The following is a 22222-nucleotide window of genomic DNA, read 5'->3' on the forward strand; positions in this document are numbered from 1 at the left end:
GGTGCATTGAGGCTACTTTGCTCCGTAAGCCGTGCAAAGCGTCTTTTTCAACTCCATTGAAATCAGCAGGTTGTAATGTTGGCACGAATTTTTCATACTAAGGCTGTCTCGCTGGGGATCGTCCCGTGGATTTAAAAAAGGAAAAGCTATGAAGTCGATTTTGAAAGTGTCACTTGCTGCACTTACCCTGGCTTTCGCCGTCTCTTCTCAGGCTGCTGATAAAAAATTGGTCGTGGCGACCGATACCGCATTCGTTCCCTTTGAATTCAAGCAAGGCGATAAGTATGTGGGCTTTGACGTGGATCTGTGGGCTGCCGTTGCGAAAGAACTGAAGCTGGATTACGAACTGAAGCCGATGGATTTCAGCGGCATCATCCCGGCTCTGCAAACCAAAAACGTCGACCTGGCGCTGGCGGGTATCACCATTACTGACGAGCGTAAAAAAGCGATCGATTTCTCCGACGGCTACTACAAAAGCGGCCTGCTGGTGATGGTGAAAGCCAACAACAACGACGTGAAAAGCGTGAAAGATCTGGACGGTAAAGTGGTTGCCGTGAAGAGCGGTACTGGTTCTGTTGATTACGCGAAAGCAAACATCAAAACCAAAGACCTGCGCCAGTTCCCGAACATCGACAACGCGTACATGGAACTCGGCACCAACCGCGCTGACGCGGTGCTGCACGATACACCAAACATTCTGTACTTCATCAAAACCGCGGGCAACGGCCAGTTCAAAGCGGTAGGTGATTCACTGGAAGCACAGCAGTACGGCATCGCCTTCCCGAAAGGCAGCGACGAACTGCGTGAGAAAGTGAACGGCGCGCTGAAAACCCTGCGCGACAACGGCACCTATAACGAAATTTATAAAAAATGGTTCGGTACTGAACCAAAATAATAATACGCAGACTTAATAACAGCGCCGATCCGTCGGCGCGACTCTGAGGGGCGGCCATTCGCCCCTCTCATTTTGAACCACGGTACAACAGGATATCATCATGCAGTTTGACTGGAGCGCCATCTGGCCCGCCATTCCCCTCCTGATTGAAGGCGCCAAAATGACCCTGTGGATTTCGATCCTCGGTCTGGTCGGCGGCCTGATTATCGGCCTGGTTGCAGGCTTCGCCCGCACGTACGGCGGCTGGATCGCCAACCACATCGCCCTGGTGTTTATTGAAGTGATTCGCGGTACGCCGATTGTGGTGCAGGTGATGTTTATTTACTTCGCCCTGCCCATGGCGTTTACCGACCTGCGCATCGACCCGTTCAGCGCGGCGGTGGTGACCATCATGATCAACTCCGGCGCGTATATCGCGGAAATCACCCGCGGCGCGGTGCTGTCTATCCATAAAGGCTTTAAGGAAGCAGGCCTGGCGCTGGGGCTGTCGCGTCGCGAAACCATTCGCCACGTGATTTTACCGCTGGCGCTGCGCCGTATGCTGCCGCCGCTGGGCAACCAGTGGATTATCAGCATTAAAGATACCTCGCTGTTTATTGTGATCGGCGTCGCCGAGTTAACCCGCCAGGGCCAGGAAATCATCGCCGGCAACTTCCGCGCGCTGGAAATCTGGAGCGCCGTTGCGGTGTTCTATCTGATCATCACCCTGGTGTTGAGTTTCGTACTGCGTCGTCTTGAAAGAAGGATGAAAATCCTGTGATTGAATTTAAAAACGTTTCCAAGCACTTTGGCGCAACCCAGGTGCTGCACAATATCGATTTGCACATTACCCAGGGCGAAGTGGTGGTGATTATCGGCCCGTCCGGCTCCGGTAAATCCACGCTGCTGCGCTGCATTAACAAACTGGAAGAGATCACCAGCGGCGATCTGATAGTCGACGGGCTGAAGGTCAACGATCCGAAAGTCGACGAGCGCCTGATCCGCCAGGAAGCGGGCATGGTGTTCCAGCAGTTTTATCTGTTCCCGCACCTGACTGCCCTTGAGAACGTGATGTTCGGCCCACTGCGGGTGCGCGGCGCGTCGAAAGCGGAAGCGGAAAAACTGGCCCAGTCGCTGCTGGCGAAAGTGGGGCTGGCGGAACGCGCCCATCACTATCCTTCCGAGCTGTCCGGCGGCCAGCAGCAGCGCGTGGCGATTGCCCGCGCGCTGGCGGTCAAACCGAAAATGATGCTGTTCGATGAGCCGACCTCGGCCCTCGACCCGGAACTGCGCCACGAAGTATTAAAAGTGATGCAGGATCTGGCGGAGGAAGGCATGACAATGGTGATCGTGACCCACGAAATCGGCTTTGCCGAAAAAGTGGCGTCCCGGCTGATCTTTATCGACAAAGGCCGGATAGCCGAAGACGGCAATCCGCAAACGCTGATCGAGAACCCGCCCAGCCAACGTTTGCAGGAATTTTTGCAGCACGTCTCCTGATACTAACCCCCTCATGCGAGGGGGTTTTTTATTGCCCCGGATTAATCCCCATTTCCCGCCAGGCCCGTACCGGACACTATACTTAGGTTTTTTGTGTCACTTTCTCAATCCGGAGGAGCCTGTGTCGCGAATTCTTTTGCTGATGCTGATGTTAGTGTGCGCCCCCTTGCAGGTCGTCTCGCTACCCGCGGCGGCGGTCGGCGCGGCAACGACCACCGAAAACAAAACCGACGCGCCGCCTCCAGAACCCGATCTGGCTGAAAAGAAAGCCGCTTACGGCGCGTTGGCCGACGTGCTGGATAACGAACAGTCGCGTACCGAGCTTATCGACCAGTTACGTCAGGTAGCCGCCACGCCGCCGCCGGAGCCGGTTCCCACCCTCACGCCGCCGCCAATTGAAGAAGAAAAAACCGTTCTCGAAAACGTCACCGACATCACCCGCCATTACGGCGGTGAACTGGCGTCGCGTTTCGCGCAACTGCATCGCAATATCACCGGCGCGCCGCATAAGGCCTTTAACCAGCAAACGTTTATTAACGCCTTTACCCACTTTATTGGGCTGGCGATGGCGGTATTCGCGTTTTACTGGCTGGTACGGATGGCGGTGAGCCCGCTATACCGCAAAATGGGCGAATGGGGTCGGCGCAGAAATCGCGACCGCAGCAGTTGGTTCCATCTACCGCTGATGATTATCGGCGCCTTGATTATCGACCTGGCGTTACTCTCGCTTACCCTGTTCGTCGGACAAATTCTTAGCGATATGATGAACGCCGGTAACCGCACCATCGCGCGCCAGCAGGGCTTGTTTCTCAATGCCTTCGCGCTGATTGAATTCTTTAAGGCCATTCTGCGGCTGATTTTCTGCCCACGCTTTCCTCAACTGCGCCCGTTCAATATCAACGACGAAAGCGCCAGTTACTGGAATTTGCGCCTCAGCGCCCTGAGTAGTCTGATTGGCTACGGTTTGCTGGTCGCTGTACCGATTATCTCTAACCAGATCAACGTCCAGGCGGGGGCGCTGGCGAATGTGGCCATCATGCTGACCATCACCCTCTGGGCGCTGGCGCTAATTTTCAAAAATAAACGCCTGATCCAGCAGGATTTGATTCATCTCGCCGATCGCTCACTGGCGTTTTTTAGCCTGTTTATCCGCGCCTTCGCGCTGGTGTGGCACTGGGTCGCCAGCGCCTACTTTATCGTGCTAATGTTCTTCTCGCTGTTCGATCCGGGCAACAGCCTGAAGTTTATGATGGGCGCGACGCTAAAAAGCCTGGCGATCATCAGCGTGGCGGCGTTTATTTCCGGGATGCTGTCGCGCTGGATCGCCAAACGCATCACCCTGTCGCCTGAAGTGCAGCGCAACTATCCGGAATTGCAAAAACGCATCAACAGTTGGCTTTCCGCCTCCCTGAAAGTGGCGCGTATTCTGACGGTGGTCGTGGCGCTTCTGCTGTTGCTGGATGCCTGGGGGCTGTTTGATGTCTGGGCGTGGCTGACGCAGGGAGCGGGCGAGAAAACCGTCGATATCCTGATCCGCATCTTCCTGATTGTCTTTTTCTCCGCCGTGGGCTGGACCATTCTGGCCAGCCTGATCGAAAACCGTCTGTCGTCGGATATACATGGCCGCCCGATGCCCAGCGCCCGTACCCGCACACTGCTGACGCTGTTCCGTAACGCGCTGGCGGTGGTGATCAGCACCATTACCATTATGATTGTGCTGTCGGAAATCGGCGTGAATATTGCCCCGCTGCTGGCGGGCGCAGGCGCGCTGGGGCTGGCGGTGTCATTTGGCTCGCAGACACTGGTGAAGGATATTATCACCGGGATTTTTATCCAGTTTGAGAACGGGATGAATACCGGCGATTTAGTGACCATCGGGCCGATTACCGGCACCGTTGAACGGATGTCGATTCGTTCAGTGGGGGTGCGCCAGGATACCGGCGCGTACCATATTATCCCGTGGTCATCGATCACCACCTTCGCTAACTTTGTGCGCGGTATTGGCTCGTTTGTCGCCAACTATGATGTCGATCGTGGGGAGGATGCTGAAAAAGCTAACCGCGCTCTGCGCGATGCGGTGGATGAGGTGCTGCAAAACGATGATATCCGTCCGCTGGTGATTGGCCAGCCCTCGTTTGCCGGGATTGTCGGCCTGACTAATACCGCCTTTACCATTCGCGTCACCTTCACCACCCAGCCGCTGAAGCAGTGGACGGTGCGGTTTGCGCTCGACAGCATGGTGAAAAAACACTTTGATAAAGCGGGCATCAGGCCGCCGGTGCAAACCGTACAGGTGATGCAGCCGGGGCCGGACGCGGCGGTCATTAACAGCGAAGCGGCGGCAGGCAGCGCATTGCCGCCTGCTAATCCCACGGTGTAATCAGCGAGCGGCGGACGATGCCCGGCGGGAACGCTGGGCATCGTTGTGGAAAGTCCAGGCGATAAAGCGGCTCTGCTTTTGACCCTGCGCCATTTCCACCTTCACTACTTTTTCGACGCCCGTCTGTTGCAGCACGCGATACAGCCCAGGGAGATTGTCCCCTTTTGAAACCAGTGTGGTAAACCACATCACCTGACGGGCAAAGGCCTTACTTTCCTGAATCAGCGTGGTGATAAACGCCACTTCCCCGCCCTCGCACCACAGCTCCTGCTGCTGGCCGCCGAAGTTAAGCTGCGCGTTGTCATTCAGCCCCAGGTTGCGGCGTTTACGCTCGCTGCTGGCTGCGGCGGTCGCCTGCGAATCATGGAACGGCGGATTACAGATCGTGGCGTCGTAAAACTCATTTTTATGGATAATGCCATTGAGGATCGCCCCTGGCGTTTTCTGGCGGCGCAGGCGAATCGCTTGGTTAAGCCCCGGATTAGCAAGAATGATCGCATTGGCGCTTTTTAACGCCTCGTCGTTGACTTCGCTGCCGGTAAAACGCCAGCCGTATTCATGGTGACCAATCAGCGGATAGATGCAGTTTGCCCCGACGCCGATGTCGAGCACCGTGGCGTTACGCGGGATTTCGCCCTCGTTGCTTTGAGCCAACAGATCCGCCAGATGATGGATATAATCGGCACGCCCCGGCACAGGCGGGCACAGGAAACCGTCCGGAATGTCCCAGTTTTTAACCTGATAATGGTGGGCCAGCAACGCCCGGTTAAGGGCTTTTACTGCCAGGGGATCGGCAAAATCGATTGTCGGCTCCCCGGCAGGCGAACGGCGCACAAATGCCGTCAGCTCAGGGCTGGCCTGTTGCAAAGCAGTAAAGTCATAGCGGTTCTGGTGGCGGTTGCGCGGGTGCAGGCCGGGTTTGGTAGTCATCGATTTTCTCCCTGGTGGGCGCGTACAATACCCGCTCACTGACGCAGGGTAAACATCACCGCCAAATTTTCCCGCTCCGGAGAGCGAAAAAGCGTGGAATTACGCCATAACCGCCGCAGCAATGTGCAGAAAATGCAAAGTTCGCGCAGCGTAATTGCACAATAGCGGTGCATCTTACTGTTTATGCCGGGTAAAGTAAAAATAACAGCCAAATTTCAAAGGGTTAAATTTCATCGTTGTGTCATGCTTCGTCAAGTTATGTTGTTCAAAAAATAAGCACAACACCGTCAATTTTTTGCGTTGAATCACATAATTCGCCTCCTACACTTAAAAAGCTGAATCATAAAATCAGCGTTGTGACACCCCGAGGATGTGATTATGAAAAAATTGCTCGCGTTAAGTACTGCCCTTGCTCTTTCTTCTTTCGCCTTTGTGACGCACGCAGCGCCCGTCATGCTGGATGATAACTCCAGTCAACTTCGTCCCTCCGGCACCGTGTCGGTGAGCGGCGCGCGTGACCTTAGCGATCTCGAAGATAAACTGGCGGAAAAAGCCCGTCGGGAAGGCGCAAAATGGTATATCGTCAATTCAGCGGGTGGCGATGACTCTATGTACGGCACCGCCACCATTTATAAATAACCGCCTGTCAGCCTACTACCTCGCTCGCTTATCAGAGATTAAGACGTTCGGCTAATCGTGACGCTGAAAAATGAGCGAAGCAGTGGGCTTTTTTTATCCTGCAATGCAAGCGATTGCTATTCAGCCCACCAATATTTCAACTTATGTTGGCAATAAATGCCCTCATGGCGCCGCCTGCACAAACACACCGGCAAAAACCGTCGTTATCTGAAAATAACCATTAAAAATCAATAAATTAATTAATGTTCAAATTTTTAGAATGACGCCGTCAATTTGTTTAGATTTTATCTCTCGCAAAAAACCGTGATACTTATCACATCGACGGAACAACGTCATATTTACAGAATAACTCACGAGGAATACCTGATGAAAACCACTAAATATGCTGCCGCAGCACTGATTCTTTCAACCTTATCTTTCGGCGCTTTCGCTGCGCAATCCATCAACCCGGCTGATACCAGCGGTTTAAATAAAATCGGCGTGGTTTCCGCTGACGGCGCGACTACGCTGGATGGTCTGGAAGCAAAACTGGCGGCTAAAGCAGAAGCCGCGGGCGCCACCAGCTACGCAATCACCTCTGCAAACACCAACAATAAAATCAGCGGCACTGCGACTATCTATAAATAATTCAGATCCGCCAACGAATTACCCTCAACCTTTGACTCTGCTGTTACCCTTGTTTGCCCGTCCGGCCCTGGACGGGCTTTTTTTTGCCCATTTAGCTTGCTGTGAAGCAAAAAGATTAATTGCAGAAAAAGAAAAAATATTCTTTAACCCCATGCGCTTATTTACCCTCCCCCTCGCCGCTGTTTATTCAGTGATTGTAATCACATCCGCACCGCTATTGTCTCGCTAAACTAAAATCAACTGAAAAATAAAAACGATAATAAATTTATCAATTTAATAAAATCAAAGTGAGAAAATAAATGCCTGCAAATTTAATTTCCACCTCACATGGAATTAAACGGGATGCACTCAAGGAAGTATTAGCCGTGGCGCGCGGTGAATGTGCGGCGGATTATATTATTGATAATGTCGTCATTCTCGATTTAATCAACGGCGGCACGTTTCCCGGGCCGATTGTGATTAAAGGCAAAATGATTGCTGGCATTGGGCCTGAATATCGCGATGCGCCCGCCGTGCGCCGCATCGATGCCGAGAACGCCGTGGCGGTTCCCGGTTTTATCGACGCCCATCTGCATATTGAATCCAGCATGATGTCGCCCGTCACCTTTGAATCCGCCACCCTGCCGCGCGGGCTCACTACGCTGGTGTGCGATCCCCATGAAATCGTCAATGTGATGGGCGAAGCGGGTTTCGAATGGTTTGTACGCTGTGCGGAAAAGGCCCAACAGAACCAGTACATCCAGGTCAGCTCCTGCGTCCCGGCGCTGGCGGGCAGCGATATTAACGGCGCGGCATTTCCCCTCAGCGCGATGGAAAAATGGCGCGCGCATCCGTTGATTAGCGGGCTGGGCGAAATGATGGACTACCCCGGCGTGATCCAGGGAGACGACGCTATCCTCGCTAAGCTGGATGCGTTCCGTCATCTCACTTTAGACGGTCATTGCCCCGGCGTTTCGGGAAAAGCGCTTAACGGCTATATCGCGGCGGGTATCGAAAACTGCCATGAAAGCCACACGCTGGCGGAAGGACGCGAAAAGCTGGCCGCCGGGATGGCGCTGATGATCCGCGAAGGTTCCGCGGCCCGCAATCTCAACGCGCTGGCACCGTTAATTTCTGAGTTCAGTAGCCCGCAATGCATGTTGTGTACCGACGATCGCAACCCGTGGGAAATCGCCCATGAAGGCCATATTGACGCGCTGATCCGCCGGCTGATTAATCAGCATGACGTGCCGCTGCACGTGGCCTACCGCGTGGCGACCTGGTCGCCCGCGCGCCATTTTGGTTTTAAACATCTGGGTCTGATCGCGCCCGGCAAGCAGGCAGATATCGTGTTGCTCAAGGATGCCCATCAGGTCGACGTGCAGAGTGTGTGGGTCAAAGGCAAACCGGTTTGCGGGCCGCTGTTGCAGGCGAACGAAGCGGCGCGGCTAAATCAATCCCGGCCGCCGCTGGGCAATACGGTGCAACGCGCGAGGGTCACGCCTGAAGAACTCACACTGCGCCTGACATCCGGCGCGCGCTATCGGGCGATTGAGGTTATTCCCAATGCGTTGATTACCCGCGCCCGGGAGTATTCGTGGTCGGATAACGCGTTTGATGAGGATGATATCTGCTTTATCGCGGTACTGGAGCGCTACGGGCACCAGACGCCCGCCGCGCTGGGCCTGCTGATGGGCTTTGGCTTGCGCGACGGGGCGCTGGCCTCGACCGTCAGCCATGACAGCCATAATCTGGTGGTGATTGGCCGTAACCCGGTGGATATGGCCTGCGCGGTGAATCAGGTCATTGCCGACGGCGGCGGGCTGTGCGTGGCGCAACAGGGCGCAGTGGTTAGCCATCTGCCGTTGCCCATCGCCGGGCTGATGAGTAGCCAAACGGCGGATGAACTGGCGCAGCAGATCGATAACTTAAAAGCCGCCTGCCGGGCGTGTGGCGTGATGCTCGATGAACCTTTCATCCAGATGGGATTTTTATCGCTGCCGGTGATCCCGGCACTGAAGCTTACCAGCCAGGGGTTGTTTGACGGCGAGCGTTTCTGTTTTACCCGGCTGGCGGTAGAGGAGTAACCCGCCCGCCATCCGGGCGGGCCTGGAAAAAATTAATAACTTTGCGCGACGCGCGCCAGCGCGTCTTCCAGCGTCTGCGCTTCCCCGGTCGCCACCAGGCAGCAGGCGAGTTGGCGTTTGATCGCCGTCGGGACCGGCTCGCTTCCGGCGATGCAGCGCTCAATCCAGCGCGCGGTGGTCTCCGGATCTTTCGCCGATGGCAGCGAAAGCGGCGGCGCTTCCGGCGCGCTCTGGCGTTCGGTCAATACCCGCACGCCCTGGGCGTCAATCAGATTGATTTGCGGGCAGCCCTGCGGATTGGCATACACTTCCCCTTCAGTGCCGTGCATCAACAGACCGCGACCGCCGATATCGCTGAAAAAGTTTGCCACCCGGGTAATGTACTCCGGGTGCGACACGCTCGACAGACGCAGCGCCGCGTCTTCGGCAAACGGCGTCGCCAGCTTCGCCAGCGTGTGGGCGCTGTTGCGCACGCCCATCCGCCAGCGCATATTCAGCTGTTTTTCCAGCGGCGGGCACAGGGCGCTCACCGGAATAAACACCGGCTGATGGCCTTCCAGTTTGGCCTGCGCCTGCCCGGCATGCAGCGTCGGCTCAATGCCCATCAGCTCGAAAATGGTCTGGGTCAGTACCCGCGTCGGGTCTTCGCTGACACCGTGCACCACCACCGGGAATCCGAGTTTATTCAACAAAACCGCCAAAAGCGGCGTCAGGTTGGCCTGTTTACGCGCGCCGTTGTAGCTGGGGATAACAATCGGCATCGGTTTAGCGACCGGCGGCGTCAACCTGATGGTCTGCTGCTGCATCGCCTCATAGAAGCCAGGCATTTCCGCCTCGCCTTCACCTTTAATGCGTAGCGCGATCAGGATGCCGCCCAGTTCCAGGTCCGGCACTTCGCCGTTCAGCATCGCGGTATACAGCTCGCGGGCGGTCTCGCGATCCAGATCCCGGGCGTGATTTTTACCCCGTCCGACTTCTTTAATGATTTTGCGGTAGTCCACGACATTTCTCCTCGCTACATAATGAGGACACTATAGCTGCTGTGAATAGATAACAGTTACTGTTTTCAGCCTGTTATCGTTGCGGACCTATTTCCCGGCGCGTCGCCGTCGGCTGTAAGCGCCGCCTTTGGTACGGCGTGCTTTGTCCCCGGCAGGTTTCAGCGGCTTCACTTCCGGCACATCGGGCCGCTCAATCGGGAACACCGGCAGCGCGTCCAGCAGGCGTTTGCCGTAATTTTTAGTCAGCAGCCGCTTATCGTAAATGATCACTTCGCCCCGGCATTCATGGCTGCGGATTAAGCGTCCTACCTGCTGGATCAGGTTAAACGACGCGCTCGGCAGGCTTTGCACTTCAAACGGATAGCGGTTGAGGCTTTTCAGCCACTCCCCTTCGGTGATCACCACCGGGCTATCGATAGGCGGAAAGGCAATTTTATGAATGTGCACCTGCGTCAGCAGATCGCCTTTTAAATCCAGCCCTTCGGCGAAGGATTGCAGGCCAATCAGCACGCTGCGCTCGCCGTTTTCCACCCGCTGGCGGTGCAGTTGGATCAGCCGGGAGCGCGGTTTATCGCCCTGTACCAGCAGCAACAGCCGCAGGTCGGCAACGTGGTCAAGAAAACGCAGCATGGCGCGCCCACTGGCGAACAGCACCAGCATCCCGAGGTGCTTTTTACTCTCCACTTGCTGGCGGAAAAACGCCGCCATTTCCGCCAGATGCTGCTCTTCGTTGTCGATAAGCGGTTCATACTGCATTTGCGGAATGACGATTTTGCCCTGCTCGACATGATTAAACGGCGAATCCAGCGCCACAAAGCGGTCGCCCGCGTTGTCTTTTAACCCGCTCATTTCCTGTAAACGAGAGAAGCTGTTTAGCGAACGCAGCGTGGCAGAGGTCACCACAATATGCGGCACGCTGCGCCACAGCAGTTTTTCCAGCTGATCGCTGACGCGGATCCCCACGCAGTGGAAGAACAGATGCAACTGGCCTTCGCGCACCTCACGGGTTGCCCATTTGGTCACCGGCGCGCCGGAGGCCTGCGCCATCGCCGACAGCCGCCACAGTTTGCTCTGGCTCTCGAACATGCCCAGCGCGCGGTTCATTTGCAGCAGTACGCGATGCAGGCGCACCACATCATGGCTGGCGGTTTTCTCGCTGAGATCGTTTAAAAACAGCTCCGCCAGACCGCGCAACTGCTCGGTAAGTTTCGCCAGCCGTTGGCAGATTTCCATAATCTCTGCGGGCAATTCGCCCATGGCGAAGCGGTGCTCCGCCTCCTGGGCGGGCGGCAAATAGAGATTGAGGATGTTATTCAGCGAGGCGATATGCTCATACAGCTCTTCGCAATGGGCGTTCAGCCGCTCCGGCGTCGCCAGCGGCGGCGTGGTTTTCGGGCGGAACTGTTCCAGACAGGTGGCGATTAGCTTGCAGAACAGATCGAGCTGGAGCCGGTACCAGGGCGCGGTGATCTCGGCGCTCATCTCCAGCGCGTCGCGCGCCACGTCCGGCAAATGGTGGCCTTCATCCAGCACCAGCAGCAGGTTTTTCGGCTCCGGCAGCACCGATTCACTCTCCAGCGCCGCCATCACCAGCGCATGGTTAGCCACGACGACTTCCGCCTCCTGAATTTCGCGCCGCGCGACAAAAAACGGGCATTCGCGATAGTAGTGGCAGTTGCGGTTCAGGCAGCTGGCTTTATCGGTGCTTAACCGTCGCCACAGGTCGTCGTCAATCGCCTTATGGCTATGATCGCGCAGGCCATCCCATTTATAGCTGTCGAGCTCGGTTTTCAGCGTGGCGCAAAACTTTTGCTCCTCCTGGCTGTTAGGCGTCAGCTCGTCATCAAGAAACGCCAGTAAATCCTGCTGGGAAGGCTCGGTGCTGGCCAGCGCGGCGAGATTGCGCGGACAGACGTAGCGCCCACGGCCGAAGGCGGCGGTAAAACGCAGGTCGGGAATGATCTTTTTCAGCAGCGGTAAATCTTTGCTGAAAATCTGGTCCTGTAGCGCGACGTTGGCAGTGCTCACCACCAGCGTTTTTTGCTCGTCGCGGGCAATGGCGATGCCGGGGATCAGGTATGACAGCGTCTTACCCACGCCGGTGGGCGCTTCAATCGCCAGATGCCGCCCTTCATCACCCGCCAGCGTCTTAGCGACTTCCGCAATCATCTGCCGCTGCGGGGCGCGGGGGATAAAGTCGGGGATTTGCAGTTGCAGCGCCTTGTACCACGCCGCGATTTGCGTTTTTTGTGCGCTGGATAACGCCATAGCAGAACCATAAATACTGTATAAACAGCCACTATTGTGACATCTTCATCCCGCCGCCGCAAAGCAAAAGCCTGCCGTTACGCGAGACGTCGCGCAGAAATAACCAGGGAGCCGCGTGGGCTCCCTGTTGATGTTACTGCGCGCTGGCCGGTTTTCTCGGGCGCGGACGACGCGGGCGGTCGCCTGCGGGTTTTGCCGCATCGCCGAGACGGCGTGACGGTTTTTCGCCTTTTGCGGCATCGCCGCCGCCACGACGCTCGCCCTTCGGCGCGCCGCCTTCGCTACGGCGCTGGCCCTGCGGCTGACCGCGACCGGAGGACTGGCCACCGCGCGGGGCCTGGCCGCGTCCACGGCCGCCGCCGCGGCTGTCTCGACCGTTCTGGATCGGCTCTGCCGGAATAGTCGGGTCCGGCTCAAAACCCGGGATCACCATGCGCGGTACTTCGCGCTTGAGCAAACGCTCGATGTCGCGCAGCAGCTTATGCTCGTCCACGCACACCAGCGACAGCGCCTGGCCGGTTGCGGCGGCGCGGCCAGTACGGCCAATGCGGTGTACGTAATCTTCCGGCACGTTCGGCAGTTCATAGTTCACCACGTGCGGCAGCTCTTCGATATCCAGACCGCGCGCGGCGATATCGGTCGCCACCAGCACGCGCAGATCGCCGGATTTAAAATCGGCTAACGCACGGGTGCGCGCGCCCTGGCTTTTGTTGCCGTGGATGGCGGCGCTGCGGATGCCGTCTTTGTTGAGTTGCTCCGCCAGATGGTTAGCCCCGTGCTTGGTGCGGGTAAACACCAGCACCTGCTGCCAGTTTTCTTTGCCAATCATCAGCGACAGCAGTTCGCGCTTGCGCTTTTTATCCACAAAGTGCACGTACTGGGTGATCTGCTCGGATGCGGTATTGCGGCGCGCCACTTCCACTTCCGCCGGGTTATGCAGCAGTTTTTCCGCCAGCGATTTGATGTCGTCAGAGAAGGTCGCCGAGAACAGCAGGTTCTGGCGGCGCGGCGGCAGCTTCGCCAGCACGCGGCGGATATCGTGGATAAAGCCCATGTCGAGCATACGGTCCGCTTCGTCCAGCACCAGAATCTCGACTTTATCGAGCTTAACGGCGTTCTGATGCTCCAGATCGAGCAGACGGCCTGGGGTGGCAATCAGCACGTCCACACCGCCGCGCAGTTTCATCATCTGCGGATTGATGCTCACGCCGCCAAACACCACCAGCGAACGGATATTGAGGTATTTACTGTATTCGCGAACGTTCTCGCCCACCTGCGCCGCCAGTTCGCGGGTCGGGGTGAGGATCAGCGCGCGCACCGGGCGGTTGCCTTTGGCCTGATGCGGTTTATCGGTCAGCAGTTGCAGCAACGGCAGGGTAAAACCCGCCGTCTTGCCGGTGCCGGTTTGCGCGCTGGCCATCAGGTCGCGCCCCTGCAGAACTACAGGGATAGCCTGGCGTTGAATCGGGGTAGGTTCGTTGTAACCCTGTTCGGTCACGGCGCGTAAAATATCAGGGTTCAAACCAAGCGAATCAAAAGACATAACAACTCCAGACTCGCCCCGACCCGATTAAGGTGTAGTTTCAGGGGGAGTTATCACTAATCAGGGACAAAACCACAATGTCATAAGGGGGCGGAGTGTAGCAGTTTTTGTGACGTGGCGCATAAATTGTCGCCCTGCCGCCCATTTCATTTTCATGCATCCACTGGACAAGCTCAAAATTTGACCCTAAAGTCAATCAATCGATTGATTAACTTTTAGGGTGACCGTGATGATTAACATCACCAGTCCGTTGACCAGCCGGGGCGAACACGCCAAAAACCAGTTGATCCAGGCCGCCACGGCGCAGTTCGGTGAATACGGTTTGCACGCCACGACCCGCGACATCGCGGCCGCCGCCGGGCAAAACATCGCCGCTATTACTTACTATTTTGGCTCAAAAGAGGATTTGTACCTGGCCTGCGCCCAGGCGCTGGCGGATTTTATCGGTAGCCAGTTTCAGGCCCATGCCGAGGCCGCCCAGTTAATCTTAGCCCAGCCGCAGCCCGATAAAGCCGAGATCCGCCGTCTGATCGACGATGCCAGCCGCCATATGGTCACGCTGATGACCGCCGATGAGACGCTGAACCTGAGCAAATTTATTTCCCGCGAACAGCTCTCCCCCACTCCGGCTTATCAGTTGATCCATGACAAGGTGATCGAACCGCTGCACACCCATCTCACCCATCTGGTTGCCCGTTACACCGGTCGCGATCCGGGGGATGTCACCACCATTTTGCATACCCATGCGCTGATCGGCGAAATCCTCGCCTTCCGTCTGGGACGGGAAACCATTCTGGTGCGCACCGGCTGGACAGCCTTCGATGCGCAAAAAAGCGAGTGCATTCATCAGGTGGTTTCCAGCCATATCGATTTTATTTTGCAAGGCTTATCTGTAAGGAGTGGCGATTAATGAAGAATAAAAAACCGGTACTGCTGGTGGTTATCGTCGTGCTGGTGCTGGCGGCCTGTTTCGGCGGCTGGAAGTGGTATCAGAGCCGTCAGGACCAGACGCTGACCCTGTACGGTAACGTCGATATCCGTACCGTGAATTTAAGTTTTCGCGTCGGCGGGCGTCTTGCCAGCCTGAATGTCGATGAAGGCGATGCGGTTAAAGCGGGCGCGACGCTGGGGCTGATTGATAAAGCGCCTTACGAGAACGCGCTGCGCCAGGCCGAAGCCAACGTGGCGGCGGCAGAGGCCAAATATGATTTAGTGATGGACGGCTATCGTTCCGAAGAGATCGCCCAGGCCGCGGCGGCCGTGAAACAATCCCAGGCCGCCGCCGACTACGCGCAGAACTTCTATAGCCGCCAGCAGGGGCTGTGGAAAAGCCGCACCATCTCCGCTAACGACCTGGAAAACGCCCGTTCGTCCCGGGATCAGGCGGTGGCGAACCTGAAGGCCGCCCAGGATAAACTCAGCCAGTTCAAAGCCGGGAACCGTCCGCAGGAGATCGCCCAGGCGAAGGCCGCGCTGGAACAGGCGCAGGCGCAGTTGGCGCAGTCGACGCTCGATTTGCAGGATACCACCCTGCTGGCGCCCTCTGACGGCACTATTCTGACCCGCGCCGTGGAGCCAGGCACCATGCTGAACGCAGGCGGCACCGTGTTTACCCTGTCCCTGACCCATCCGGTATGGGTGCGTGCCTATATTGATGAGAGCCACCTCGGTGAAGCGAAGCCGGGGCAGCAGGTGCTGCTGTATACCGATGGCCGCCCGGATCGGCCTTATAAAGGGCAGATTGGCTTTGTGTCGCCTACCGCGGAATTTACCCCAAAAACCGTGGAAACCCCGGACCTGCGTACCGACCTGGTGTATCGCTTGCGGATTATCGTTACTGATGCCGATGCTTCGCTGCGCCAGGGCATGCCGGTCACCGTCCAGTTCGATAACGAGGCGAGCAATGAGCGCTGAGGAAGGTATCATCCGCCTGGATGGGCTGATGAAACGCTTCCCCGGCATGGATAAACCGGCGGTCGCCAGCCTGCATAGCGAAATCCGCGCGGGCGCGGTAACCGGCCTGGTGGGGCCGGACGGCGCGGGCAAAACCACCCTGATGCGTATGCTGGCGGGATTGCTGCGCCCGGATGACGGCGCGGCGCGGGTTAATGGTCTCGATCCGGTGAATGATGACCGGGCGCTGCACGCCATCTTAGGCTATATGCCGCAAAAATTCGGCCTGTACGAAGATCTCACCGTGATGGAGAACCTTAACCTCTACGCCGATTTGCGCAGCGTCACCGGGGAAACACGCCGCAGCACCTTTGCGCGGCTGCTGGAATTCACCGCCCTCGGGCCGTTTACCGATCGCCTGGCGGGGAAACTCTCCGGGGGGATGAAACAGAAGCTCGGCCTCGCCTGCACCCTGGTCGGCCAGCCGAAGGTCCTGTTGCTGGATGAACCCGGCGTCGGCGTTGACCCGATTTCTCGCCGCGAGCTGTGGCAAATGGTTCACGAACTGGCGGGCGAAGGGATGTTGATCCTCTGGAGCACCTCCTATCTGGATGAAGCCGAGCAGTGCCGCGAAGTGTTATTAATGAACGAAGGCGAACTGTTGTATCAGGGCGAACCCAAAGCGCTGACCCAGCAAATGGCCGGGCGCAGCGTACTGGCGACCAGTCCGTCGCTGAATAACCGCCAGCTATTGCAAAAGGCGCTGAAAACTCAGGCCGTCAGCGACGGGATGATTCAGGGCCGTTCGGTGCGCCTGATCCTCAAAAAAGACGCCAGCGTTGAAACGCTGCGCCAACAGCAGGAACTGGCGGATATCGAGGTTAACGAAACCGCGCCGCGCTTTGAAGATGCCTTTATCGACCTGCTGGGCGGGGCCTCGACCAACGAATCGCCGCTGGGCGCGATCCTGCATACCGTAGAGGGCACGCCCGGCGAAACGGTGATTGAAGCGCGGTCACTTACCAAAAAATTTGGCGATTTCGCCGCCACTGACGATGTGAACTTTACCGTGCAGCGCGGGGAGATTTTCGGCCTGCTTGGCCCGAACGGCGCAGGGAAATCCACCACCTTTAAAATGATGTGCGGCCTGCTGGTGCCGACCTCCGGTAAAGCGCTGGTGCTGGATATGGATTTAAAAACCGGCTCCGGCAAAGCGCGCCAGCATCTGGGCTATATGGCCCAGAAGTTTTCGCTGTACGGCAACTTGACGGTGGAGCAGAACCTGCGCTTTTTCTCCGGCGTTTACGGGCTGCGCGGCAATGCGCAGAACGACAAAATCAACCGCATGAGCGAGGCGTTCAACCTTAAGGCCATATTCAATCAGCCCACCGATTCCCTGCCGCTGGGCTATAAGCAGCGGCTGGCGCTGGCCTGCGCGTTAATGCACGAGCCGGATATTTTGTTCCTCGATGAACCGACGTCCGGCGTCGACCCGCTGACCCGACGCGAATTCTGGCTGCATATCAACAGCATGGTGGAAAAAGGCGTAACGGTGATGGTCACCACCCACTTTATGGATGAGGCCGAATACTGTGACCGTATCGGGCTGGTGTATCGCGGCAAGCTGATCGCCAGCGGCACGCCGGACGATCTGAAGCAAAAAACCGCCGACGATGACAACCCGGACCCCACCATGGAGCATGCGTTTATCACGCTGATCCAGCAATGGGATAAGGAGCATGAATCATGAGTACGCACCTCTCCTGGCGGCGCGTGCGGGCGCTGTGCGTCAAAGAGACGCGGCAGATTATTCGCGACCCCAGCAGTTGGCTGATTGCCGTGGTGATCCCCCTGCTGCTGCTGTTTATCTTCGGCTACGGCATCAACCTGGATTCCAGCCGCCTGCGGGTAGGGATTTTGCTGGAGCAGCAGAGCGCCGACGCGCTGGATTTTGCCCATACCATCAGCGCCTCGCCGTTTATCGACCCGAAAATCAGCACCAACCGGCAGGATTTAATCCAGCGGATGCAGGCCGGGAAAGTGCGCGGCATCGTGGTGATCCCGGTGGATTTCGACCAGCGGATGGCGCGCAGCGGCGACACTGCGCCGGTTCAGGTGATCACTGACGGCAGCGAACCCAACACCGCCAACTTCGTACAGGGGTATATCGAAGGCATCTGGCAAATCTGGCAGATGCAGCGCGCGGAGGATAACGGCGAAAGCTTCGAGCCGCTAATCGACGTGCAGACGCGCTACTGGTTTAACCCCGCCGCCATCAGCCAGCACTTTATTATCCCCGGCGCGGTGACCATTATCATGACGGTGATCGGCGCGATTTTGACCTCGCTGGTGGTGGCCCGTGAATGGGAGCGCGGCACCATGGAAGCGCTGCTCTCCACCGAAGTGACGCGCAGCGAGCTGCTGCTGTGCAAGTTAATCCCCTATTACTTCCTGGGGATGCTGGCGATGCTGCTGTGTATGCTGGTGTCGGTGTTTATTCTCGGCGTGCCGTACCGCGGTTCGCTGTGGCTGCTGTTTTTTATCACCAGCCTGTTTTTGCTCAGCACCCTCGGCATGGGGCTTTTGATCTCCACTATCACCCGCAACCAGTTTAACGCCGCCCAGGTGGCGCTCAACGCCGCGTTTCTGCCGTCGGTAATGCTGTCGGGATTTATCTTCCAGATTGACAGTATGCCGGCGGTGATCCGCGCGGTGACTTACATTATTCCGGCGCGCTATTTCGTCACCACCCTGCAAAGCCTGTTCCTGGCGGGCACCATCCCGGCGGTGCTGATCGTTAACGTGCTGTTTTTGATTGCTTCCGCCGTGATGTTTATCGGCCTGACGTGGCTGAAAACCAAACGTCGGCTGGATTAGGGAGAAACCATGTTAAACCGTCTCTGGACGCTAATCCGCAAAGAGCTACAGTCGCTACTGCGCGAACCGCAAACCCGCGCCATCCTGATTTTACCGGTGGTTATCCAGGTGCTGCTGTTCCCGTTCGCCGCCACCCTGGAAGTAACCAACGCCAGCATCGCCATTTATAACGAGGATAACGGCAAACACTCGGTGGAGCTGACCCAGCGCTTCGCTAAGGCCACCGCGTTCAGCCATATCACTCTGCTGAAGAGCTCGGCGGAGATCCGCCCCACCATCGATACCCAAAAGGTACTGCTGCTGATCCGCTTCTCGGCGGATTTCTCGCGCAAGCTGGACACCTTCGAAACCGCGCCGCTGCAACTGATTCTTGACGGGCGTAACTCCAACAGCGCCCAGATTGCCGCTAACTATATCCAGCAGATTGTGAAGGAGTACCAACAGGATTTACTGGACGGCAAACCTAAGCCCAACAACAGCGAGCTGGTGGTGCGTAACTGGTATAACCCGAACCTGGATTACAAGTGGTTCGTAGTGCCGTCGCTGATCGCCATGATCACTACCATCGGCGTGATGATCGTGACCTCGCTGTCGGTAGCGCGCGAGCGGGAACAGGGCACGCTGGATCAGCTGTTAGTGTCGCCGCTGGCAACCTGGCAGATATTTGTCGGTAAAGCGGTGCCGGCGCTGATTGTGGCCACCTTTCAGGCCAGCATCGTGTTGGGGGTGGGGATTTGGGGCTACGACATTCCGTTTTCCGGCTCGCTCAGCCTGTTCTACTTCACCATGCTGATTTACGGCCTGTCGCTGGTCGGATTTGGATTGCTGATTTCCTCGCTCTGCTCAACGCAGCAACAGGCGTTTATCGGCGTGTTCGTGTTTATGATGCCCGCGATACTGCTATCGGGGTATGTGTCGCCGGTGGAGAACATGCCGGTGTGGCTGCAAAACCTGACCTGGGTGAATCCGATTCGGCATTTCACCGATATCACCAAGCAGATTTATTTAAAGGATGCCAGCTTCGATATTGTCTGGGGAAGTTTGTGGCCGCTACTGGTGATAGCGGCCACAACAGGGTCAGCGGCGTACGCTATGTTTAGACGCAAGATTGCCTAAACGCGGTTTGCGCTCTTTCGCCAGCAGCGACACTAAGGCCGGGCCTGCGAGAATAGCGAGCCCGGCAACCGCCAGGATCAGGTTGTTGTGCACAATGCGCGACAGCAACCACAGCGCGATAATAGCATTGCCAAAATACCAGGTGGTGGTGAGCTCTTCGAGGAAGTCGCCCAGTTCACGCAGCCGCCCTTCATGGACGCGTTGCAGGGCGAACATCATCAGCACCGTTGCGCCGTATAACAGGCATAAGCCGATGCCCACCTTCACCAGCGCGCCACTCATCCATCCCATCACCAGGAGCGCGATAACGGCCAAATGCAGCACGATCTGCCAGCAGCTCAGGCCGGTTGCAACACGAATACGTTGTTGCCACTTCATGAATTCTCTCCTTCGGAATTTCTCGCTGTAACTGAGAGTACCGCACTTTACGGAAAATTCCGTAACCCCGCACCTTTTTGTGACTAAGACTACACTTTATTTTCATTGGAAAAACACAGGCAGGGGGAACATGGCCAGTAAGACTGCTGCATTTTCATTCAAACTGCTCACAATCAATACACACAAAGGTTTTACCGCGTTGAATCGGCGCTTTATTTTGCCGGAGCTGCGCGATGCCGTGCGCACCGTTTCTGCCGATATCGTCTGTCTTCAGGAGGTGATGGGCGCCCATGAGGTGCATCCGCTGCACTTCGAAAACTGGCCGGATACCACGCATTACGAATTTATTGCCGACACCATGTGGAGCGACTACGCCTACGGGCGCAACGCGGTCTATCCCGAAGGGCATCACGGCAACGCAGTGCTGTCGCGCTTTCCCATCACCGAGTATGAAAATCTCGATGTTTCGCACAATGGTCATGAAAAGCGCGGCCTGCTGCACTGCCGGATCAACCTCACGCAAGTGAATAAAACGCTGCACGTGATTTGCGTTCATCTGGGTTTGCAGGAGGCGCATCGCCATGACCAGTTACAAATGCTGTGTGATTTGATCAGCACCCTGCCGGACGGCGAACCTATCGTCGTGGCGGGTGATTTCAACGACTGGCGACAAAAAGCCAACCACATACTTAAAACAAAAGCCGGGCTTGATGAGGTGTTTACCCGCGCCAGGGGACGCCCGGCGCGAACATTTCCGGCGGTACTGCCTTTGCTGCGTCTCGACCGCATTTATGTAAAAAATGCGTCGGCCAGCAGCCCGACGGCGCTGCCGCTGCGTGAATGGCGACACCTTTCCGATCATGCCCCTTTGGCAGTGGAGATCCATTTATGAAAACCAACTGGCGCGATGGCAATCAGATCGAATTACTGGAAAACGGCGATATGTTTTTCCCCGCCGTGTTTAGCGCCATTGAAGAGGCGCAGCATAAAGTTTATGTCGAAACCTTTATCTGGTTTGAGGATAACGTGGGCCGCCAACTGCACAAGGCGGTGCTGGCGGCGGCAAAGCGCGGCGTCAGCGTGGAAGTGCTGCTTGATGGTTACGGTTCGCCGGATCTCAGCGATGAGTTTGTTAATGAGCTGACCACCGCAGGGGTGATTTTCCGCTATTACGATCCGCGCCCGAAAATTTTCGGTATGCGTACCAACCTGTTCCGCCGGATGCACCGCAAGATCGTGCTGATCGACGATCGCATCGCTTTTGTCGGCGGGATCAATTACTCCGCCGAACATATGATCGATTACGGCCCGGAAGCCAAGCAGGACTATTCGGTGCGTATCGAGGGGCCGGTGGTGGAAGATATCCGCCAGTTTGTGCTGTCCAATCTGCCGGAAAACGAAGCCCCGCGCCGCTGGTGGCGTCGGCGCACCAAAGCCAGCGAGAACGCCACGCCAGGTGAAGCCCAGGTGCTGTTTATCTGGCGCGATAACGAAGAGCACCGCGATGATATCGAACGTCACTATCTGAAAATGCTGGCCAATGCGCGCCAGGAGGTGATTATCGCCAACGCCTACTTTTTCCCCGGCTACCGGCTGCTGCATGCGATGCGCAATGCGGCGCGGCGCGGCGTTAAAGTGCGTTTGATTGTGCAGGGCGAGCCGGATATGCCTATTGTGCGCGTTGGCGCGCGGCTCCTGTACAACTATCTGCTGAAAGGCGGCGTGGAGGTGTATGAATACCTGACGCGCCCGCTGCACGGCAAAGTGGCGGTGATGGACGATCACTGGGCGACGGTGGGCTCCAGTAACCTCGACCCGCTCAGTCTGTCGCTGAATCTGGAAGCCAATGTGCTGATCCATGACCGCAACTTCAACCAGAAACTGTATGAAAACCTCACCCGGCTGATCACCGAAGAGTGCCGCCAGGTGGATGAAACCATGGTGCCGAAACGCACCTGGTGGAACCTGACCAAAAGCGTACTGGCGTTCCACTTCCTGCGTCACTTCCCTGCGCTGGTGGGCTGGTTGCCCGCGCATACTCCAAGGCTTTCCCAGGTAAAGCCGCCCGTGCAGCCCGAAATTGAAACCCAGGATCGGGTTGAAACCACGGATAAGGCGTGAGGAAACGAC

The 22222-nt window shown here is 57.0% G+C and carries 20 protein-coding genes; 15 read left to right on the forward strand and 5 right to left on the reverse strand.

Annotation, left to right across the window (positions count from 1 at the left end; genetic code table 11):
- Positions 1-148: 148 nt before the first annotated feature.
- From glnH to ybiO, 4 genes are all read left to right on the forward strand, one after another.
- Positions 149-895 carry a glutamine ABC transporter substrate-binding protein GlnH gene (gene glnH / locus FHW74_RS12980; RefSeq protein WP_183170841.1) on the forward strand — a complete coding sequence of 249 codons (747 nt, stop codon included), beginning with the start codon at positions 149-151 and terminating at the stop codon, positions 893-895.
- Positions 896-995: 100 nt separating this feature from the next.
- Positions 996-1655 (forward strand): glutamine ABC transporter permease GlnP, encoded by a 660-nt coding sequence (gene glnP / locus FHW74_RS12985; protein ID WP_125292436.1) that lies wholly within the window; start codon positions 996-998, stop codon positions 1653-1655.
- Entirely contained in the window at positions 1652-2374 is a 723-nt protein-coding gene (glnQ, locus tag FHW74_RS12990) for a glutamine ABC transporter ATP-binding protein GlnQ (protein ID WP_183170842.1), read from the forward strand. The genes glnP and glnQ overlap by 4 nt, the downstream gene beginning before the upstream one ends.
- A gap of 121 nt (positions 2375-2495) precedes the next feature.
- Positions 2496-4754: a mechanosensitive channel protein gene (ybiO, locus tag FHW74_RS12995; protein ID WP_183170843.1), complete on the forward strand. Its 2259-nt coding sequence runs from the start codon at positions 2496-2498 to the stop codon at positions 4752-4754.
- Here ybiO and rlmF read toward each other — a convergent pair whose 3' ends face one another.
- Positions 4755-5684, reverse strand: coding sequence for a 23S rRNA (adenine(1618)-N(6))-methyltransferase RlmF (rlmF, locus tag FHW74_RS13000; protein WP_183170844.1), 930 nt, complete (start codon positions 5682-5684; stop codon positions 4755-4757).
- Between the two features lie 378 nt (positions 5685-6062).
- On the opposite strand from rlmF, the gene mcbA reads away from it, so the two are divergent.
- The 4 genes from mcbA to adeD all read left to right on the forward strand — a co-directional run bounded on the left by mcbA (position 6063) and on the right by adeD (position 9016).
- On the forward strand, positions 6063-6323 hold the full coding sequence (mcbA, locus tag FHW74_RS13005) for a DUF1471 family periplasmic protein McbA (protein WP_183170845.1): 261 nt from the start codon (positions 6063-6065) through the stop codon (positions 6321-6323).
- 70 nt (positions 6324-6393) lie between these two features.
- The gene (locus FHW74_RS13010; RefSeq protein WP_183170846.1) at positions 6394-6534 is read left to right on the forward strand and encodes a hypothetical protein; all 141 of its coding nucleotides are present in this window, start codon (positions 6394-6396) and stop codon (positions 6532-6534) included.
- Positions 6535-6689: 155 nt separating this feature from the next.
- Positions 6690-6950 carry a DUF1471 family protein YbiJ gene (gene ybiJ / locus FHW74_RS13015; protein ID WP_183170847.1) on the forward strand — a complete coding sequence of 87 codons (261 nt, stop codon included), beginning with the start codon at positions 6690-6692 and terminating at the stop codon, positions 6948-6950.
- A gap of 299 nt (positions 6951-7249) precedes the next feature.
- Positions 7250-9016 carry an adenine deaminase gene (gene adeD / locus FHW74_RS13020; RefSeq protein WP_183170848.1) on the forward strand — a complete coding sequence of 589 codons (1767 nt, stop codon included), beginning with the start codon at positions 7250-7252 and terminating at the stop codon, positions 9014-9016.
- Between the two features lie 32 nt (positions 9017-9048).
- Here adeD and ybiB read toward each other — a convergent pair whose 3' ends face one another.
- From ybiB to rhlE, 3 genes are all read right to left on the reverse strand, one after another.
- Positions 9049-10017: a DNA-binding protein YbiB gene (gene ybiB / locus FHW74_RS13025; RefSeq protein WP_183170849.1), complete on the reverse strand. Its 969-nt coding sequence runs from the start codon at positions 10015-10017 to the stop codon at positions 9049-9051.
- Positions 10018-10104: 87 nt separating this feature from the next.
- Positions 10105-12285 carry an ATP-dependent DNA helicase DinG gene (gene dinG / locus FHW74_RS13030; RefSeq protein ID WP_183170850.1) on the reverse strand — a complete coding sequence of 727 codons (2181 nt, stop codon included), beginning with the start codon at positions 12283-12285 and terminating at the stop codon, positions 10105-10107.
- Between the two features lie 133 nt (positions 12286-12418).
- Positions 12419-13828: an ATP-dependent RNA helicase RhlE gene (rhlE, locus tag FHW74_RS13035; RefSeq protein WP_183170851.1), complete on the reverse strand. Its 1410-nt coding sequence runs from the start codon at positions 13826-13828 to the stop codon at positions 12419-12421.
- Positions 13829-14057: 229 nt separating this feature from the next.
- On the opposite strand from rhlE, the gene cecR reads away from it, so the two are divergent.
- The 5 genes from cecR to FHW74_RS13060 are packed head-to-tail and all read left to right on the forward strand — an operon-like array spanning position 14058 to position 19714.
- On the forward strand, positions 14058-14738 hold the full coding sequence (gene cecR, locus FHW74_RS13040; protein ID WP_221192337.1) for a transcriptional regulator CecR: 681 nt from the start codon (positions 14058-14060) through the stop codon (positions 14736-14738).
- Positions 14738-15742 carry a secretion protein HlyD gene (hlyD, locus tag FHW74_RS13045; protein WP_183170852.1) on the forward strand — a complete coding sequence of 335 codons (1005 nt, stop codon included), beginning with the start codon at positions 14738-14740 and terminating at the stop codon, positions 15740-15742. Before cecR ends, hlyD begins: the two co-directional genes overlap by 1 nt.
- Positions 15732-17471 (forward strand): ATP-binding cassette domain-containing protein, encoded by a 1740-nt coding sequence (locus tag FHW74_RS13050; RefSeq protein WP_183170853.1) that lies wholly within the window; start codon positions 15732-15734, stop codon positions 17469-17471. Before hlyD ends, FHW74_RS13050 begins: the two co-directional genes overlap by 11 nt.
- Positions 17468-18598: an ABC transporter permease gene (locus FHW74_RS13055; protein ID WP_221192338.1), complete on the forward strand. Its 1131-nt coding sequence runs from the start codon at positions 17468-17470 to the stop codon at positions 18596-18598. The genes FHW74_RS13050 and FHW74_RS13055 overlap by 4 nt, the downstream gene beginning before the upstream one ends.
- A gap of 9 nt (positions 18599-18607) precedes the next feature.
- Positions 18608-19714, forward strand: coding sequence for an ABC transporter permease (locus FHW74_RS13060; RefSeq protein ID WP_183170854.1), 1107 nt, complete (start codon positions 18608-18610; stop codon positions 19712-19714).
- On the opposite strand, the gene FHW74_RS13065 is transcribed toward FHW74_RS13060, so the two are convergent.
- Positions 19676-20092, reverse strand: coding sequence for a YbhQ family protein (locus tag FHW74_RS13065; protein ID WP_183170855.1), 417 nt, complete (start codon positions 20090-20092; stop codon positions 19676-19678). The two genes, FHW74_RS13060 and FHW74_RS13065, sit on opposite strands and share 39 nt — an antisense overlap.
- Positions 20093-20222: 130 nt before the next feature.
- Between FHW74_RS13065 and FHW74_RS13070 the strand changes: the two genes are divergently transcribed.
- Both FHW74_RS13070 and clsB read left to right on the forward strand, forming a co-directional pair.
- Positions 20223-20984, forward strand: a complete 762-nt coding sequence (locus tag FHW74_RS13070; protein ID WP_183170856.1) for an endonuclease/exonuclease/phosphatase family protein — start codon at positions 20223-20225, stop codon at positions 20982-20984.
- On the forward strand, positions 20981-22213 hold the full coding sequence (gene clsB / locus FHW74_RS13075; RefSeq protein ID WP_183170857.1) for a cardiolipin synthase ClsB: 1233 nt from the start codon (positions 20981-20983) through the stop codon (positions 22211-22213). The genes FHW74_RS13070 and clsB overlap by 4 nt, the downstream gene beginning before the upstream one ends.
- Positions 22214-22222 lie beyond the last annotated feature (9 nt).

The organism is Atlantibacter sp. RC6 (genome assembly GCF_014193285.1).
Lineage (GTDB): Bacteria > Pseudomonadota > Gammaproteobacteria > Enterobacterales > Enterobacteriaceae > Atlantibacter.